We start from the raw sequence: 17,776 nt of genomic DNA on the forward strand, positions 1-17,776 counted from the left end.
ATGTTCGATCGCGATGGAAGGACCCCGATGACATCCCCAGAACCCCGCGACACTATGCTTCCAGAAACCGATGACGAAACTGCGTGGATAGTGGCAGACGACTTTGGTGAATATGACGGTCGACCGCAAGCGGGTATAGGGCCTGTGACTCTGCGAGAACTGCTCATAGTGGTCGTGTGGGCGGCGAGCATGATCGCCTCGTTTATTCCCTCAGCAAGCATCGGCGCTCAACTATGGTCGGGGGCTCTTACCTGGGTGATTCCACTCGGTCTGCCAACAGTTGCGGTCTTCTTGATCGTGCTTCGTCGATTCTCTCCCGAGGGTATTCGCCGGGTGGGCTCATTGGGAATCGACCAGTTTGCTTCCGTTGTGTTCAGCGTTGCTGCCCTTCACTGGTCAATATCCCTGTGGCAGGGTCTGATGGTTGATACGGGTCTGGGTACGAGCATCGTTGGGTGGGCGGAGTGGGTGCTGCTGACGACGCTTCTGCTCCTCGTCGTTCTGACAGTGGCAGCGCCCATCATCCCTGGCCTCAAAGACGACTTCGAGCATCGAACAGAGAGTCTCGCGCATCGCAACGCCAATCCCGTGCGTCCGATTGCCGCCCGACCAGCAGCGTCCGCTGCGGACGCTACCCACGAACCGGAATTGGGCGAAGAGCCCGTGATCGAGGCAGAAGAGTCTGCGCCTGAAGTGGAAGCATCTGTACCCGAGACCGAAGAGCCTGTACTCGACACCGAAGAATCTGCACCCGAGAGTGAACAAAAGACGCATGAAGACGATTGATCTTCGCGGGCAAACACTTACCCCCGCACAGCTTCTGGCCGTGGTACCGCGAGCAACCGAGGCTCGTGCCGCCGCACTCACGACAGCGCACGACATTGTTAACGACGTGCGAATACGCGGTGAGGAAGCACTTCGTGAACAGGCCAGCAAATTCGACAGCGTGACCGATCACACGATTCGTGTCCCACAGTCGCACCTCGCCGAAGCGCTCGAACGGGTCGACCCCGATGTGCGAGCCGCGATGGAAGAAGCGATCTCGCGTGTACGACAGGCATCCGGGGCTCAAGTGCCAGCCCGGCAAGAGACACACCTCGGTGCGGGAGCACGTATTGTTCAACGCTGGCAGCCCGTGCACCGTGTCGGTGTCTATATTCCTGGTGGGAAGGCCGTTTACCCATCGAGCGTCATCATGAACGTCGTGCCCGCCCAGGTTGCCGGAGTGACACAGATCGCGTTGGCCTCGCCACCACAAAGCGACCACAAAGGACGCATCCATCCCACGATCTTGGCAGCGGCAGCGCTCCTGGGCGTCACCGAAGTTTATGCCATGGGTGGCGCCGGCGCAGTCGGTGCCTTTGCGTGGGGAGTGGAGAGTCTCCAACTCGACCCGGTAGACGTGGTCAGTGGCCCCGGTAACAACTATGTTGCTTCAGCAAAGCGCGCTGTGGCTGGTGTCGTGGGCACGGACTCGGAAGCAGGAGCCACAGAGATTCTCATCGTTGCCGACGACACAGCAAACCCGCGTCTCGTGGCCGCAGACCTGATCAGCCAGGCAGAGCACGACGAACAAGCTTCCGCTGTGCTCGTGACCGACTCAGAAACGCTCGCACAGCAAGTAATTCGTGAGGTCACGCGGCAGACAGCGCGCACGCGGCACAGCGAACGCGTCGCTCAGGCACTAGCAGGGCAACAGTCAGCGATCGTACTCGTCGACGACCATGCAGCAGCCGTGTCTTTTAGCAATGCTTATGCACCCGAACACCTGTCACTGCACACCCGCGACGCCGCGCACAGTGTCAAAGAATTCACCAGTGCCGGAGCAATATTTGTTGGCCCGTACTCACCTGTCAGCCTCGGCGACTACCTTGCCGGCAGCAACCACGTGTTACCCACGGGTGGACAAGCCCGATATGCGCCAGGACTCGGTGCATACACGTTTTTGCGGCCGCAGCAGGTCGTTGAATACGACCGAGAGGCCCTCAGCCAAGTAAGCGCCGCGATTCGAACACTCGCCGACGAAGAAGAACTACCGGCCCATGGCGATGCCGTGCAACAACGGTTTGTTGATGTACACCATGAATAAAACGAACAACGCCGGTCACCGCGAAGGGAAGACTACGCACAACGCGTAGTCTTACGAGAATGCACTGCCCTTTTTGTCGGCATCCCGACTCGCGAGTCATTGACTCCCGCACGAGCGACGATGGTTTATCGATCCGTCGACGTCGACAGTGCCCGGAGTGCGGGGGACGTTTTACGACAACCGAGACGGCCAGCCTTGCGGTCATCAAACGCTCAGGAGTTATCGAACCGTTCAGCCGCGAAAAAGTCATTAGCGGCGTGCGCAAAGCCTGTCAGGGGAGGCCGGTAACCGAAGCTGACCTGGCTATCTTGGCGCAGCGGGTAGAAGAAAGCATTCGGCAGACAGGTGCTTCGCAACTCGACACGAATGAGATAGGTCTCGCCATTTTGGGTCCGCTCCGCGACCTCGATGAAGTGGCTTATCTGCGCTTCGCCAGTGTCTATCGAGCGTTTGAGTCGCTGGAAGACTTCGAAGCAGCCATCGAAGAACTCCGCGCTGACCACAATCGGTCACAGGGCGCCACTAAACACGAGTAATCTGGCAGGGATGTATTCCCTGCTTTTTCGTACCGTTCTTGCACGCCTCGACCCTGAATTCGCGCATCATGCCGCGATGAGCGTCATCCGGCTGGCAGGTGTACGCCCGTTCGCAAACGTTCTTCGCCGGTGGACAGCACCCGATCCCGCCGATGCTGTGTCGACCCTCGGACTCACGTTTCCGTCAGCGTTTGGCATTGCGGCAGGATTCGACAAAGACGCCGTCGGCGTACGCGGACTGGCAGCACTCGGTTTTGGCCACATCGAGGTCGGTACCATAACGGCGCTCCCACAAGCCGGAAACCCGCGTCCGCGTCTGTTCCGGCTTATTCCGGACCGCGCTCTTGTGAACCGCATGGGATTCAACAATGCAGGGGCAGAAGCTGCAGAAAAGCGCCTCATTAAGCTGCGTCGTCGGCGCCCTGACGCGATCATAGGCGTGAACATCGGTAAGAGCAGAGTCGTTGACGTTGACAACGCCACAGCCGACTACGTTGCATCAGCGGTGCGGCTCGCACCCCTAGCCGATTACCTCGCGGTCAACGTGTCATCGCCGAACACACCCGGCCTTCGCGGCCTTCAGGCTGTGGAAACGCTGCGGCCTTTGCTTCGGGCTGTGAAAGAAGCAGCAGGGTCGACCCCGCTGCTCGTGAAGATTGCGCCAGACCTACCCGACGATCAAATTCCGGCGATCGCAGAACTCGCGGTATCGGAAGGTCTCGACGGGATTATTGCGACCAACACAACGATCTCGCGTGACGGACTCAACACGCCGGCAGAAACTGTGCAGGCGGCTGGTGACGGAGGACTATCAGGAGCACCTCTTCGTCAACGATCACTCGCTGTACTGCGAATTATTCGTGCGGCTGTGCCCGACGGTTTTTGTGTTATTTCTGTCGGTGGAGTCGAGACCAGCAGCGATGTTGCCGAGCGCTTACAGGCAGGTGCGACGCTCGTTCAAGGCTTTACCGCACTGATCTACCAGGGCCCGCTATGGGCGCGCAACATAAACCGCGGTGTACAGCGTTAGCGCGTCGCAGGCTCGGGTGGCATCCGGAAACAGATAGCGCGGCAGTGACTGCTACGCCTGCAGGTCGGGGTACTGTCCGCGCTTAACCTGCGCATTGGGCGTGCGCATAAAACGCATCTGCATCGATCGCATAGCGGCGTACCATCCCAGACCCTTCTCGCGTTTATCAGCACCGAACCGAATCGCAGCCTTACGTTTTACTCGAATACCGAGAAGAATCATGCTCAGAATGGCCACGAGCACATACGCCCACAGCACCACGAACGACCAGTAGGCGACTTCCATGACGGGAATGATCGATGCGACAATCACCACGATCATCATCGCCATAATCCATTCCTGCACATGCCAGCCCGCGTCAACATAGTCGCGTACCCAGCGCCGTTGCGGACCCCGGTCACGCTCCGGTAGAAACCGTTCTTCACCGTTGGCCATGCCGATTCGTGCGCGCTCCCGCTTTTCACGGAGTTCAGCGCGGGCGCGAGCTCGAGCCTCTTTGGAATTATCGACAAGCGGGCGACGGCGAGCGGCTTCGCGCTCGGCGCGGGTAGGGGTAGGGCGCCCCTTTCCGACACGCTCGGTCGTGGTGTCGTCGCTGCTCGAAGAAGAGGGGTCAGTGTTGGCCACGTGTCATCGTCCTGAAGATCTTGGAAATGGGAACGCTCTAAGATTACCCGCATGACCTCGACTCCTTCTCAGGGCGCACTCTCTTCTCTTGAAGACGACCTCATTGACGCAGTATCTCGACACTTTCCTGCCACGCTCGCCGATCTCGGTCAGCTGGTGCGTATCCCGGGTATTGCCTGGCCATCTTTTGACCAGAGACAGCTGCAGCACAGCGCTGAACGAGTCCGCGAACTCGCCGAACAGATCGGTATTTTTGATCGAGTCGAGGTGGTGCGTGCATCGATTCCCGGAACGAGCGAGCTCGGGCAGCCAGCTGTTCTTGCTACCCGCAAGGCACGAAACGGCAAGCCGACAATTCTTCTGTATGCCCATCATGACGTGCAGCCGCCGGGTGATGAGCAACTGTGGGAATCCCCACCGTTTGAGCCCACGGTGCGTGACGGAAGGCTTTATGGGCGCGGTGCCGCCGACGATAAAGCCGGCATTATGGCGCATATCGGTGCTCTGCGCGCGGTGCATGAGGTGCTCGGCGATGACTGTGAGCTGGGAATCTCGGTTTTCATTGAAGGTGAAGAGGAATACGGTTCGCGGTCGTTCAGCCAGTTCTTAGAGGACAACGCGGAAGCACTGCAGGCCGATGCGATTGTCGTCGCTGACTCGGGTAACTGGGACTCTGCGACGCCCGCGCTGACAGTGTCATTGCGCGGTGCCGTGCGCATGACAGTTACTGTGCGAACGCTCGAGCACGGATCACACTCCGGTATGTTCGGAGGTGCTGTTCCGGATGCGGCGATGGCAGGCATCCGGCTGCTCTCGACGCTGTGGCGCGAAGACGGTTCTGTTGCTGTCGAGGGGCTCACGATGCGCGACGAACCGACACCTTCGTACAGTGAAACACAACTGCGTGAAGAGACAGGTCTTCTGCCCGGAGCAACACCCATCGGTACAGGCTCACTATTGAGCAGGATCTGGAATCAACCGGCAATCACCGTTATCGGATCAGACCTCACGCCCATCGCTGAAGCCTCCAACACGTTGCAGCCCGAGGTTTCCTTCGTTATTAGTGCCCGAGTGGCGCCGGGACAATCAGCTCCGGACGCTGCGGCAGCGCTGGAACGTCATTTTCGTGAGCATGTGCCATTTGGGGCGACGGTCACCTTCACCGATCACGACTTGGGGGAGAGTTTCCTCGTCAACACCGATGGTTGGGCGGTCAAGCTCGCACGCGAGGCCTTGCGGGACGGATATGGCCAGCAGCCTGTCGATATTGGCGTTGGAGGATCGATTCCCTTCATTGCCGATCTTGTTGATCGCTTCCCACAGGCCCAAATACTCGTCACCGGTGTGGAAGACCCGCATTCGCGCGCCCACAGCCCGAACGAATCTCTCCACATCGACACCCTGCGACACGCAATTTCGGCGGAGGCGCTGCTTCTAGCGCGGATGAACAGCTATCAGCGCTAGTCGCGGACCCGCACGCTGCGGACAGCGGTAGAATTACAAGCAGTGGCCGAGCCGAACCGGCTGCGCGGAGGAAAACCATGAGCGACACAACACTGACGACAACCCCTGAAACCGAAAAAGCACACGGCGTCAATCTGACTGAGGCGGCTGTTGCCAAGGTCAAGAGTCTGCTTGAGCAAGAAGGTCGTGACGACCTGCGCCTGCGTATCGCTGTGCAGCCCGGCGGATGCTCCGGGCTGATCTATCAGCTCTACTTTGACGAGCGCTACCTCGAGGGTGACGAAACCGTTGACTTTGAGGGTGTCGAGGTCATCGTTGACGAGATGAGCGTCCCGTATCTTGACGGTGCAGCCATCGACTTCAAAGACACGATTTCGGAGCAGGGCTTCACCATCGACAACCCCCAGGCCGCCGGCTCCTGCGCGTGCGGCGATAGCTTCCACTGATCTAACCGACCATTTACTGTGCTCAACCTGCGTGGTTGGCATGAATCAGGTGTGAGAGTGCCCTAGACTGAAGGGCGCCCATATCCACAACATGAAAGGTGCATCGTGCCCTCGAAACGCCGCCTTCGTTGGGCCGCCATCCCGTTAGGGATCGCGGCGGCCGTGGTTCTCGTGGGGTGTACCCCGCGCGAGCTTCACGGTTACCTCCCCGGGTTCGTGGAGGACGGCACGCCGGCCACCAACCACACCGAACGCGTCGCAGCGCTCTGGGTGAACTCCTGGATCGTACTTCTGACCGTCGGTCTCGTGACCTGGATCCTTATGGGGTGGGCGGTCGTTATGTACCGTCGCCGTAAGGGCCAGACCGGCCTTCCCGTGCAGTTGCGGTACAACATGCCGATCGAGATCTTTTACACGGTTGTGCCGTTGATCTTGGTTCTCGGTTTCTTCTCTTTCACCGCGCGTGATCAAACGATTCTTGAAACCCAATACGAAGACCCAGAGGTGTCCGTCACCGCCATTGCCAAGCAGTGGGCATGGGACTTCCAGTACAACGGCGATAACGATGACGAGTCCGACGCCGTATGGACCATGGGTATTCAGGCCCAGCCTGATGCTGATGGCAACATCGACCAAGAAACGCTTCCCACGCTTGTCTTGCCTGTAGATAAAGAAGTTCGTATTGATCTGCGATCACGTGATGTTATTCACTCGTTCTGGATCATTGACTTCCTTTACAAGAAAGACATGTACATCGGTAAGGACAACTCATGGTCCTTCATCCCCACCCGCGAGGGCACCTATCAGGGCAAATGCGCTGAGCTCTGCGGCGAGTATCACTCGATGATGCTGTTCAACGTCGAGGTTGTCAGCGAGGCTGAGTACGAGCAGTACCTTGCTGACCTGCGCGACTCCGGCCAGACCGGCAGCATCACTGAGGCCTACGACCGTCTCTCCAACTTCCCCGGCACCGGCGGAAGCTCCGAGGAGGAAGGGAAGTAATCATGACGACTACGCTTCCGGGCACTGAGCAGACAGCTGAGCGCCCCACAACGATTCCCGCCCGACAGGCCGCGCTGCTCTCATCGAGCCGTGTCGACGAAAAGGGCAACATCCTCGTCAAGTGGATCACCTCGACTGACCACAAGACGATCGGATACCTGTATCTCCTCGCGTCCGTACTCTTCTTCCTGCTCGGCGGTGTGATGGCGTTGATCATTCGCGCCGAGCTATTTGCGCCGGGCATGCAGATCGTACCGACGAAGGAACAGTACAACCAGCTGTTCACGATGCACGGCACGATCATGCTGCTGATGTTTGCAACACCGCTTTTCGCTGGCTTTGCCAACGCAATCTTGCCGCTGCAAATTGGTGCGCCGGACGTCGCCTTCCCGCGACTAAACGCTTTCGCTTTCTGGCTGTTCCTGTTTGGATCGACGATCGCCGTTGCCGGGTTCCTTACCCCTCAGGGTGCAGCATCGTTCGGTTGGTTTGGATATCAACCGCTTTCGAATGCCACGTTCTCACCGGGTGCCGGAGGAAACTTGTGGATGCTCGGGTTGGGCGTTCAGGGCTTCGGAACCATTCTTGGTGCAGTGAACTTCATCACCACGATCATTACTATGCGAGCGCCTGGTATGACGATGTGGCGCATGTCGATCTTCAGCTGGAACACCTTGATCACGAGCCTTCTGATTATCATGGTGTTCCCTGTGCTGGCCGCTGCGGTTCTTGCCTCGGCAGCCGACCGTGTGCTGGGGGCCCACATCTATGATCCGGCTAACGGCGGTGTTCTGTTGTGGCAGCACCTCTTCTGGTTCTTCGGTCACCCTGAGGTCTACATCATTGCGTTGCCGTTCTTCGGCATCGTGTCAGAGGTCTTCCCGGTCTTTAGCCGTAAGCCCATCTTCGGCTACAAGACTCTGGTGTACGCGACGATCGCGATCGCTGCCCTGTCGGTATCGGTATGGGCTCACCACATGTACGTGACTGGTGGCGTTCTGCTTCCGTTCTTCGCAATTATGACGATGCTCATCGCGGTGCCCACGGGCGTGAAGATCTTCAACTGGATCGGCACCATGTGGCGAGGTTCGATAACATTCGAGACCCCGATGGTGTTTGCGCTTGGATTCCTGCTGTCCTTCGTATTCGGTGGACTCACGGGAGTCATCCTTGCGTCACCGCCGCTGGACTTCTTCCTGTCGGACTCCTACTTCCTCGTAGCGCACTTCCACTACGTGGTGTTCGGAACCGTCGTGTTCGCAATGTTCTCAGGGTTCTACTTCTGGTGGCCCAAGTGGACAGGCCGTATGCTCAACGAGCGTTTGGGCTACATCCACTTCTGGATGCTCTTTATCGGATTCCACATGACCTTCCTCGTTCAGCACTGGTTGGGTGTCGATGGTATGCCGCGTCGTTACGCCGACTACTCGGAGTTCGACAACTGGACGTGGGGTAACCAGGTTTCGACGGTGGGAGCAATCCTGTTGGGTGCTTCGATGCTGCCGTTCTTCCTGAACGTGTGGATCACAGCACGTAAGGCACCGAAGGTTACAGTGAACGACCCGTGGGGCTTTGGTGGGTCACTGGAGTGGGCAACATCCTGCCCGCCACCGCGACACAACTTCACGTCGATCCCGCGTATCCGTAGCGAGCGCCCGGCGTTCGACCTGAACCACCCCGAAGCCGCTGAAGTTCCGGTGGCCGTTGACGCGCAGGGAGAGGCCCGCTAAGTCATGCGTTCAAATATCGTTGTTTTTTGGGTGATCGCCGGTTTCTTCGCCCTTATCGGCACCGTCTACACGGTGTGGCATCTCATCGCTTACCCGGAGCTTCCGGTAAATGAGGCGATTGAATGGGTGGGTACAGTAGGCCTGTACTTCACCGCCCTCATGGCGATAATGGTTGCTTTCTACCTTGGGCGCGTCCGTAGCGCTCAGGGCGGGGAGCTCCCTGAAGACACGCTCACTGCAGACATCGACGACGGTGACCCTGAGATCGGTGAGTTCGCTCCCTGGTCATGGTGGCCGATCGTACTGGCTGGATCAGCGGCGGTATTTGCTATTGGTCTGGCTGTTGGGCAGTTCATGCTTCCCATCGGTCTGGCGATCTTTGTTGTCGCCATTGTCGGCTGGACGTACGAGTACTATCGCGGTTACTTCGCTCGCTAAGCAGAGCTAACCCTAGGTCAGAGATTGATGGCCGCGAGTTCCGAAGAACTCGCGGCCATCAACTGTTTACGGAAGCGCACCAACGGAGTCTTATAGGCAATAAATAGTGGATGGTTTGGGCGTGTCATCCTTTGCCTGCCCAGCTTTGGCGGGTCCGGAGTCTTTCTGCGGCGTCGAGGCTGGTGTCGTAGAGGGCTTGCCCGAGGGATTCGTCGATGGGTGTGGGGCGGGTCTTGATGGGTGTGGGGCGGGTCTTGATGGGTGTGGGGCGGGTCTTGATGGGTGTGTGTGCATAGTGGTGGGCTTGTTTTATGCGGCGGTGTTCGATACTCATGCCTGTGTGGTGGCGGAGGAGGTATCGCAGTTGTGCGTTGATGCGACCTTCGAGACTGCTGGTGGTGCGGGGGTTGCTGTGCTCGAGGAATGTGAAGGTGTGTCGGGCTTGCGTGGCGCGATGGAGCACCGCCCAGGCTTTGGGTAACCGCAGGTGCGTGAACCCGAACTTTCCGTTGTCATATATGGTTCGTTTGCGCGTCATGTGCCCGTATCGTTGCCACCACGCCTCCAGAGTCAACCGCTAAGTAGATTGCATCACTGACGCTACGGACATCGCTTAGGCGCATTGCGATCTGCCGTAATGCTTTCCCAGTGGCCAGTCGGGGATTGCGTGTCAGCTCACGGGTGACGTTCATTTGCAGGTGGAAGATGCAGCGTTTGCCATGCGACCACGTGTTCGGTGTCGGAAAGCGCGATCAGCAGGCACCAGGACCCGATCCACATGCCGTCGACAAGGACAGCATCATGGACCTCGCCGGTCATCGGCATGTGGGGTTGCAACTGCCAGCACCACGCCGTCTGATGTCGGAAGGTTCGGCCGGTACCACCCTGACCTCGCTCTGAGATGCTTTCCCGGTTAGCCAGGTCAGGAAGCGGGTGAGCTGTTGCCGTTGGGTCATGACTAAGCATGAGCGACGATAACGAACCCTGTTTTACCGCATGATCACGCAACTAAAATCACGATCCCATCCACTATTTATTGCCTATAGCCCCCAACGGAGTCATGAGTCTGCGTGGGTGCGAATGCGCGGTACGTTCGTGAGCGGGTCGATCGGGCGGCGGTGAACACCATCCGCGTCTTGGACTGGGAGCCCCTGGCGGACCCAGTATTCGAACCCGCCAATCATTTCTCGCACCTCGTAGCCCAGCGAGGCGAAGACATGTGCCGCTTTTGCTCCCGCGTTGCACCCGGGGCTCCAGCAGTAGACAACAATTGCTCTGCCGTCGTCAATCGTCTTGGGCGCACGCACGGCGATATCGCTGTAATGCATGTGGATCGCGCCAGGAATTCGGCCCTGAGCCCACGCTTGCTCGGAGCGTACATCGACGACGGTGATGTCTTCTCCGGCCTTCTGAGCAAGATAGACGTCTGTGGCGTCGGTTTCGTAGGCGAGTTTGGCAGCAAAGTAGGTAGCGCGATCGATCATGAGGCTAGATTACGACGATCGCGTCGGCATGGGTGTGAATGTTGCGTGGGGGAGCGGAGAGAACATAAAGGTGGGGCCGGATCATATGACCCGGCCCCACCTTTATGAGAGAGTGTTACTTCTCGTTGGAGTCGTCCTTGGGCTTCTTCGAGCCCTTCTTCTTCTCAGACTCCTTGGCAACTACCGAACTCGGCTTGTTTGCTGTCTCCGAAACTGTGTCGCTCTCAGATACGATCTCGCTGTCAGCCACGCCGGCGCGAGCATGGGCGCCCGCAACTTCACCGGCAGTGGTCTGCTCGATATCTGTCAGCGCAGAGCTCTGATGCTGGTCTGCTGCATCGAGTTCCGCCTGGGTGAGGGGCTGGATGCGGTCCTCGAAGAACCAGCGCGACAGCGAAGCACGGAGGTTCTGTGTCCAGGGGATGCGGCCGTCGCTGTTCGGGCGAACAACAAGCGGTTCATACGTTGTGTAGTCGACCAGACGCCAACGGTCATATTCGTCGACTGGGCGGTGAACCTCGACATACTCGCCACCGGGCATGCGGACGATGCGTCCTGACTCGTATCCGTGCAGCACGATCTCGCGGTCTTTGCGCTGCAGGGCGATACAGATACGTTTCGTAATGAAGTAGCCCAAGACAGGAGCGATGAACAGCAGAGCCTGCAGAGTGTGGATCACTCCCTCCATCGTGAGATGGAAGTGCGTAGCCATGAGGTCAGAAGAAGCAGCAGCCCACATGACGGCGTAGAACAGAACGCCGGCGACGCCGATTGCGGTGCGGGTAGGAGCGTTGCGGGGGCGCTCGGCGAGGTGATGCTCACGCTTGTCGCCCGTAATCCATGCCTCGATGAACGGATAGATCGCTACCGTCACAATGAAGAGGCCGAGTACCGCGACAGGTACCAAAATCCCGAACGACCAGGTGCGGTTGAGGAACACGACGTCCCAGTTCGGAGGAGCCAGACGCAGAGCGCCATCAGCAAAACCGATGTACCAGTCCGGCTGCGTACCCGCAGAAACAGGCGAGGGGTCGTATGGACCGTAGCCCCAGACGGGGTTGATCTGGAAGATCGACGCAATCAACACGATCGCACCGAACACGATGAACAGGTAACCGCCCATCTTCGACATGTACACGGGCATCATCGGGTATCCGACAACGTTGTTGTTCGTGCGGCCTGGGCCGGCGAACTGCGTGTGCTTGTTAACAATCATCAGCAGCAAGTGCACGGCAATGAGACCGATCACAAGCAGCGGAAGGATCAAAATGTGCAGCGTGTACAGGCGTCCGACAATGTCGCTACCGGGGAACTCGCCGCCGAAGAGAAGGAAGGAGGTCCATGTTCCGATCAGGGGGAGACCCTTGATCATGCCGTCAATAATACGCAGACCGTTACCCGAAAGGAGGTCGTCAGGCAGCGAGTAGCCAGTGAAACCCTCGGCCATCGCCAGGATGAAGAGAACGAAACCGATAACCCAGTTCAGTTCACGAGGCTTACGGAAAGCACCCGTGAAGAAAACGCGCAGCATGTGAACCGAGATTCCGGCTACAAAGACAAGCGCTGACCAGTGGTGGATCTGCCGGACAAGGAGACCGCCACGCAGGTCAAATGAGATTCGAAGCGTTGACTCTAGAGCTGCGGACATTTCTACACCGCGCATGAGCGGGTAGGCGCCGTCGTAGTGGGTGGGAACCATCGACGCCTGGAAGAAGAACGTCAGGAACGTACCGGAAAGCAGTACGACGACGAAGCTCCAGAGTGCGATCTCACCCAGCATGAATGACCAGTGATCGGGGAAGATCTTTCGGCCGAGCTCTTTGATAAAGCCCGAAATGCTGGTTCGTTCATCAATATAGTTAGCCGTTGCGCCGACGAAGCGTCCGCCGAGCGGCTTGGACTTTTTGTCCTCGTTGATCGTTGCGGTACTCAATGACGCTCCCAGAAGCTCGGGCCGACAGGTTCGGTGAAGTCGCTCTTCGCGACGAGGTAGCCCTCATCGTCGACGGTGATAGGTAGCTGCGGCAGCGGGCGCGCCGCGGGGCCGAAGATAACCTTGGCGTGCTCCTTGACATCAAACTGAGATTGGTGACAGGGGCACAGCAGGTGGTGGGTGTGCTGCTCGTAGAGGGCCACGGGGCAGCCCACGTGGGTGCAGACCTTGGAATATGCGACGATGCCGTTGTACGACCAGTCTTTTCGGTCTTCCTCTTCGATCAGCTGCTCGGGGAGCAGGCGCATGAGAAGCACGATGGCCTTAGCTTTTTCTTCGAGGTAGCCGTCGGCGTGTCCCATCGAGGCGAGGCCTTCGGGGATCACGTGAACAGCAGAACCCAGAGTGACATCGGCGGCGCGAATAGGTGTGCCGTCGGGGTCGCGGGCAAGGCGCACGCCCTTATCCCACATCGTGCGGTGAAGGAGCGCTACCGGGTCGCCCGCCAGAGGGTCATCGGGTGACTTGAACGGAGCGAGGCCACGGAACAGCGTGATGCCCGGCACTACCGATGCCACAAGAGCAGCAATCAGCGAGTTGCGGATCATTGTGCGTCGGCCAAAGCCAGACTCTTCGTTCGCGTCGGCGAAAGCCTGGATCGCTGCCTCTCGGGTGGGTTCGCTACCGCGCGTTGGGTGGCGTTCCTCAATCTGTTCAACGTCGTACATCAGTGCTTTGGACCAGTGGATTGCACCGATGCCGATTGCGAGTAGGGCTAGAGCAATTCCGAGCCCGATGTACAGGTTGTTGTGGCGGATATCGATGAGTTCGCCGCTCTCGATGGGGAAGAGCATATAAGCGGCAACCGCCCAGATGCTTCCTGCGAGAGAGAGGTAGAAAAGCGTATAGACCGTGCGAACGGCGCGCTTCTCTGCCTTGGGATCTTTATCGGTAATCCGCTCACGATGCGGCGGCAGACCAGGGTTCTGCACGGGATCGCTGACTGCGACGGCCAGCCCAGGGGAGGGCTGGTAGGCCCGTTCAAGAGCCTGAGAGTCGTCGTCGTTTGCCATGGTGCTCCTCGTACGTTTTTCTTCTGTATGCAAGCGTCAGTTTGATTTGGCGGTGATCCAGACGGTCGCCCCAATGAGGATCCCAATACCGAAGATCCAAACAAAGAGGCCCTCGGAGACGGGCCCGAGCGAACCGAGTGTGAGTCCACCGACTTCAACGGCGTTCTGCTGGAACACAAGCGCCGAAATAATGTCGCGCTTGTCTTCTGCAGAGAGGTTCATGTCGCCGAAGACAGGCATGTTCTGTGGACCTGTGACCATCGCTGCGTAGATGTGCAGTTCGCTGGTTTCCATCAGCGGAGGAGCGTACTTGCCCTCTGTGAGCGCACCACCCGCAGCGGCAACGTTGTGGCACATTGCGCAGTTGATGCGGAACAGTTCGGCTCCATGAGCGACATCGCCGCCGCCGTCGAGGATGCGCTCGTCGGGATAGGTGGGGCCGGGTGCTACCGACTGCACGTAAGCAGCCATTGAGCGAATCTGCTCATCGGTGAACTGTGGCTGTTTCTGTGGAGCCTGGGGACCCTGCATCTGCAGCGGCATACGGCCAGTGGCTAACTGGAATTCAGTCGCCAGTTCACCAACACCGTAGAGGCTTGGACCATTTTCGGTGCCTTCAAGATCAAATCCGTGACAGGTGGCACAGTTAGCGACGAAGAGTTTTTCACCTTCATCCACCGATACTTGTGCCGTGACCGTTGACTGGTCGGTAGCAGCAAAAGCCGCTGTTGCGCCGGCGTAGACGCCACCGGTAATGAGAAGACCTGCTCCTATGAGCGCGGCGGCTGCCAAAGGACTGCGGCGGCCGCGCGAGCGGTGCTTTTTCTCTCGTGCCATGTCGGAAAACCGCTCCGTTTCTATCGCAGGAAGTAGATGATGAGGAACAGCGCAACCCATACGACGTCAACGAAGTGCCAGTAGTACGACACAACGATCGATGAGGTTGCTTCCTTATGAGTGAAGTTCTTGACCGCATATGCGCGTCCGATGACAAGCAGGAATGCGATGAGGCCGCCAGTAACGTGCAGGGCGTGGAACCCTGTCGTGAGGTAGAAGGCGGATGCATACGAATCGGCCGAGATGGGCATCCCCTCAGCTACGAGCTGAGCGTATTCCCAAACCTGGCCCGAAACGAAGATCGCTCCGAGGATAAAGGTAAGCCAGAACCACTCGACCATGCCCCAACCGAGCCATCCACGTTTCTTCGTGGAATAAGGCTGGAGGCGCTCTGCTGCAAACACCCCCATCTGGCAGGTGAAGGACGACAGCACAAGAATGAGTGTGTTTACTGTCGCAAAGGGCACGTTCAGCAACTCCGTGCGCTCCGCCCACAAAGCGGGGGAGGTGCTGCGCAGCGTGAAGTAAATCGCGAAGAGGCCCGCGAAGAACATCACCTCGCTGCCCAGCCACACGATGGTGCCGACGGCCACCGGATTGGGTCGCTTAATAGTTCTTGCTGCCGGGGCATGCGTCGCTGAGGTTGTCACCCTTCCATTATGGCTGATTATTTCGGTGAGTACGCACACCGGCGGGCCCGTTTCGTGAAGACGCGTCTTGATGGGGCTTGTGAACCCGCCGAGAATGGCCTGAGAGTTCGTGATGCAAGAGCTTGGGATTGCTCGATAACGGTCGGTCAAAACTTTTTTACGGAGCCCTGAGCGCCGATAGGATCGCTCATATGATCAATCCCCTGAGCTGGCCCGACATCCTTTCCACGCTTCTTGAGCGCCGCGATCTGAGCGTTTATGAATCGACGTGGGCGATGCGGCAGGTTATGCGGGGAGACGCCACAGACGCGCAGCTGGCCGGGTTCCTCGTGGGTTTGCGGTCAAAAGGCGAAACAGTGGACGAGGTCGTCGGTTTTCGCGACGCAATTCTTGAGGCGGCTGTGCCGCTTCCCGTTTCGTCCGACGTTCTTGACATCGTGGGCACGGGCGGCGACAGGATTGGGACCGTCAACGTATCGACAACGGCATCGGTCATTATCAGCGCAGTAGGTGTACCCGTGGTGAAACACGGTAACCGCGCTGCCAGTTCGTCATCCGGATCCTCTGATGTTCTCAGTGCTCTGGGTCTTGCGTTGACGCTCGATCCGCAATCGGTAGCCGCCACGCTCGAGCGTACGGGAATCGCTTTTGCGTGGGCAGGCGCTTTTCATCCAGGGTTCCGCAATGCAGCGACAGTGCGATCGGAGCTCGGTGTACCAACGGTGTTCAACATGTTGGGTCCGCTGTGTAACCCGGCGCGCGCGGAAGCAAATGCTGTTGGCGTCGCACACCTTGACCGTGTCCCGCTCATCACAGGTGTGTTTCGCACGCGAGGAGCTACAGCGCTCGTGTTCCGTGGAGACGACGGTCTCGACGAACTCACCACGACCGGTCACAGCCGTATCTGGGAAGTTACTCGCGGAGACATCCACGAGCATGATCTCGACCCCAGAGACCTAGACATTCCTCTCTCCGACATCTCGGAGCTCATTGGTGGAGACCCTCACCACAACGCTCGCGTGCTGCGCGAGACTCTCGACGGGAAGAAGGGGGCTGTTCGAGATATTGTGCTCCTCAACGCAGCAGCCGGAATCGTAGCCTATGAGCTGTCTCACGATGCGTCTCAGACGCAGGTGCCGATCGTGGAGCGACTTCGCCATGCGTACGCGCGCGCAGCGGAGGCGATTGATGACGGGCGAGCGCTGCGCCGCCTGGACGAGTGGATCTCTGTATCGCAAGAGTTGGCAGCGGGACAGTAGCATCCGGTAGCCGCCGCACGCCGGTGCCGAAAAACCTATGCCGCGGCGCGAACGGCCGACAGTGCCCGCAGCATGCTCTGGCCTAGGCCGTGCTTCTCACCAAATGACAGCACTGCCGATTCGTCGTCGGGCTCACGGAGTCTGCTGTTGACAGCAGGAAGAGACAGCTGAGTTGCTACGCGAACGACACGCGGAGCAACATCAAGATAGTCGCTCGACGCCTTCAGAGCTGCGCGACGGGCGGGGCTCAAAGCTTTCTCTTGTTCCGCCGCCTGCCGGATGGCCTCAAGTGAGCCAAATTCGTGCAAGAGCGCCGCCGCAGTCTTATCGCCGATGCCCGCCACACCCGGAAGTCCGTCTGAAGCGTCACCGCGCAGCACTGCGAAATCAACGTACTGAGCCGCCGTCACACCATATCTATCAACAAGCGAGTGCTCCGACACAATGTCAAGGTTCTTCATTCCACGAGCTGTGTTGATGACGCGAACACAGCGTGTGTCGTTGACGAGCTGAAAGAGGTCGCGATCGCCCGTTACGATATCGACAGGCATCCGACTCTGCGCCACCAATGAACCGATAATGTCGTCGGCTTCGTAATCGGGTGCCCCCACAACGGGAATACCTAAAAGACGAAAAGCCTCACGAATAAGCGGCAGCTGCACTTCCAGACGCTCAGGGGCGTCTTCGCGATCCGAACCATCGGCTGCGACCCCCGCCACTCGATGCTGTTTGTACGACGGGATGAGCGCGACTCGCCATGCAGGGCGCCAACTGTCGTCCCAGCAGGCAATGACGTCACTGGGGGCAAACTCGTCGATGAGCTTGGCGACCATATCGAGCAGGCCTCGGGCAGCATTGACAGGAGTGCCATCCGGTGACGTGAAGCGGTCAGGAACCCCATGAAACGCGCGAAAATACAGCGAGGCCGTATCAAGCAGTAACAGTGACGAACTGGTCATCACCACAGTCTGCCAGGAGCAGGTCGCGAGCGCCGCCATGATGGCGCCGGCGATCACGAGATTCGCGCCATACTTCTGTTATCCTGAAGTGTCACCCGCAGGCGGGTTTACCCTTGCGTGCGCGTGTTCAACTATCCCATTCCGCATTGCTCCAGTGCTTGTGAGCGGTATTCCGTTGCACTGGTGCCCGATTTTCCAACCAACAAGGACAACCCACTA

18 protein-coding genes are annotated in these 17,776 nt (G+C 58.7%); 10 read left to right on the forward strand and 8 right to left on the reverse strand.

What is annotated here, in order from left to right:
- The first annotated feature begins 27 nt into the window (after positions 1 to 27).
- Genes ACQUSW_RS00550 through ACQUSW_RS00565 form a run of 4 tightly spaced genes read left to right on the forward strand, consistent with a single transcriptional unit; the run spans position 28 to position 3,655 of the window.
- Positions 28 to 786: a hypothetical protein gene (locus ACQUSW_RS00550; protein WP_428930347.1), complete on the forward strand. Its 759-nt coding sequence runs from the start codon at positions 28 to 30 to the stop codon at positions 784 to 786.
- Positions 773 to 2,089, forward strand: coding sequence for a histidinol dehydrogenase (gene hisD / locus ACQUSW_RS00555; protein ID WP_428930348.1), 1,317 nt, complete (start codon positions 773 to 775; stop codon positions 2,087 to 2,089). The genes ACQUSW_RS00550 and hisD overlap by 14 nt, the downstream gene beginning before the upstream one ends.
- 59 nt (positions 2,090 to 2,148) lie before the next feature.
- Positions 2,149 to 2,625, forward strand: coding sequence for a transcriptional regulator NrdR (nrdR, locus tag ACQUSW_RS00560; RefSeq protein WP_428930349.1), 477 nt, complete (start codon positions 2,149 to 2,151; stop codon positions 2,623 to 2,625).
- 10 nt (positions 2,626 to 2,635) lie between these two features.
- On the forward strand, positions 2,636 to 3,655 hold the full coding sequence (locus ACQUSW_RS00565) for a quinone-dependent dihydroorotate dehydrogenase (protein ID WP_428930350.1): 1,020 nt from the start codon (positions 2,636 to 2,638) through the stop codon (positions 3,653 to 3,655).
- A 51-nt stretch (positions 3,656 to 3,706) separates the two neighbouring features.
- Here ACQUSW_RS00565 and ACQUSW_RS00570 read toward each other — a convergent pair whose 3' ends face one another.
- Complete coding sequence (locus tag ACQUSW_RS00570) at positions 3,707 to 4,282, reverse strand: DUF3043 domain-containing protein (RefSeq protein WP_428930351.1); 576 nt, start codon at positions 4,280 to 4,282, stop codon at positions 3,707 to 3,709.
- 51 nt (positions 4,283 to 4,333) lie between these two features.
- Between ACQUSW_RS00570 and ACQUSW_RS00575 the strand changes: the two genes are divergently transcribed.
- The 5 genes from ACQUSW_RS00575 (at position 4,334) to ACQUSW_RS00595 (ending at position 9,362) form a co-directional block, all read left to right on the forward strand.
- Positions 4,334 to 5,746 (forward strand): dipeptidase, encoded by a 1,413-nt coding sequence (locus ACQUSW_RS00575; RefSeq protein ID WP_428930352.1) that lies wholly within the window; start codon positions 4,334 to 4,336, stop codon positions 5,744 to 5,746.
- 77 nt (positions 5,747 to 5,823) lie between these two features.
- Entirely contained in the window at positions 5,824 to 6,192 is a 369-nt protein-coding gene (locus ACQUSW_RS00580) for a HesB/IscA family protein (protein WP_428930353.1), read from the forward strand.
- 105 nt (positions 6,193 to 6,297) lie between these two features.
- Entirely contained in the window at positions 6,298 to 7,194 is an 897-nt protein-coding gene (ctaC, locus tag ACQUSW_RS00585; RefSeq protein WP_428930354.1) for an aa3-type cytochrome oxidase subunit II, read from the forward strand.
- A 2-nt stretch (positions 7,195 to 7,196) separates the two neighbouring features.
- Complete coding sequence (gene ctaD / locus ACQUSW_RS00590; RefSeq protein ID WP_428930355.1) at positions 7,197 to 8,924, forward strand: aa3-type cytochrome oxidase subunit I; 1,728 nt, start codon at positions 7,197 to 7,199, stop codon at positions 8,922 to 8,924.
- Positions 8,925 to 8,927: 3 nt separating this feature from the next.
- On the forward strand, positions 8,928 to 9,362 hold the full coding sequence (locus ACQUSW_RS00595) for a cytochrome c oxidase subunit 4 (protein WP_428930356.1): 435 nt from the start codon (positions 8,928 to 8,930) through the stop codon (positions 9,360 to 9,362).
- 124 nt (positions 9,363 to 9,486) lie between these two features.
- Here the strand turns inward: ACQUSW_RS00595 and ACQUSW_RS00600 are convergent, their stop codons facing one another.
- From ACQUSW_RS00600 to ctaE, 6 genes are all read right to left on the reverse strand, one after another.
- Positions 9,487 to 9,900 carry a hypothetical protein gene (locus ACQUSW_RS00600; protein WP_428930357.1) on the reverse strand — a complete coding sequence of 138 codons (414 nt, stop codon included), beginning with the start codon at positions 9,898 to 9,900 and terminating at the stop codon, positions 9,487 to 9,489.
- Between the two features lie 520 nt (positions 9,901 to 10,420).
- Positions 10,421 to 10,846: a rhodanese-like domain-containing protein gene (locus ACQUSW_RS00605; protein ID WP_428930358.1), complete on the reverse strand. Its 426-nt coding sequence runs from the start codon at positions 10,844 to 10,846 to the stop codon at positions 10,421 to 10,423.
- A gap of 115 nt (positions 10,847 to 10,961) precedes the next feature.
- On the reverse strand, positions 10,962 to 12,779 hold the full coding sequence (gene qcrB, locus ACQUSW_RS00610) for a cytochrome bc1 complex cytochrome b subunit (protein WP_428930359.1): 1,818 nt from the start codon (positions 12,777 to 12,779) through the stop codon (positions 10,962 to 10,964).
- Entirely contained in the window at positions 12,776 to 13,852 is a 1,077-nt protein-coding gene (gene qcrA / locus ACQUSW_RS00615) for a cytochrome bc1 complex Rieske iron-sulfur subunit (RefSeq protein ID WP_428930360.1), read from the reverse strand. The genes qcrB and qcrA overlap by 4 nt, the downstream gene beginning before the upstream one ends.
- Positions 13,853 to 13,888: 36 nt before the next feature.
- The gene (gene qcrC, locus ACQUSW_RS00620; RefSeq protein ID WP_428930361.1) at positions 13,889 to 14,689 is read right to left on the reverse strand and encodes a cytochrome bc1 complex diheme cytochrome c subunit; all 801 of its coding nucleotides are present in this window, start codon (positions 14,687 to 14,689) and stop codon (positions 13,889 to 13,891) included.
- Between the two features lie 20 nt (positions 14,690 to 14,709).
- Positions 14,710 to 15,339 (reverse strand): aa3-type cytochrome oxidase subunit III, encoded by a 630-nt coding sequence (gene ctaE, locus ACQUSW_RS00625; protein ID WP_428930362.1) that lies wholly within the window; start codon positions 15,337 to 15,339, stop codon positions 14,710 to 14,712.
- A 191-nt stretch (positions 15,340 to 15,530) separates the two neighbouring features.
- On the opposite strand from ctaE, the gene trpD reads away from it, so the two are divergent.
- Positions 15,531 to 16,598 carry an anthranilate phosphoribosyltransferase gene (trpD, locus tag ACQUSW_RS00630; protein ID WP_428930363.1) on the forward strand — a complete coding sequence of 356 codons (1,068 nt, stop codon included), beginning with the start codon at positions 15,531 to 15,533 and terminating at the stop codon, positions 16,596 to 16,598.
- Between the two features lie 35 nt (positions 16,599 to 16,633).
- Here the strand turns inward: trpD and ACQUSW_RS00635 are convergent, their stop codons facing one another.
- Positions 16,634 to 17,557, reverse strand: coding sequence for a 5'-3' exonuclease (locus ACQUSW_RS00635; RefSeq protein WP_428930364.1), 924 nt, complete (start codon positions 17,555 to 17,557; stop codon positions 16,634 to 16,636).
- Positions 17,558 to 17,776: the final 219 nt, after the last annotated feature.

The sequence above is a fragment of the Microbacterium luticellae genome (genome assembly GCF_050408645.1).
GTDB lineage: Bacteria > Actinomycetota > Actinomycetes > Actinomycetales > Microbacteriaceae > Microbacterium.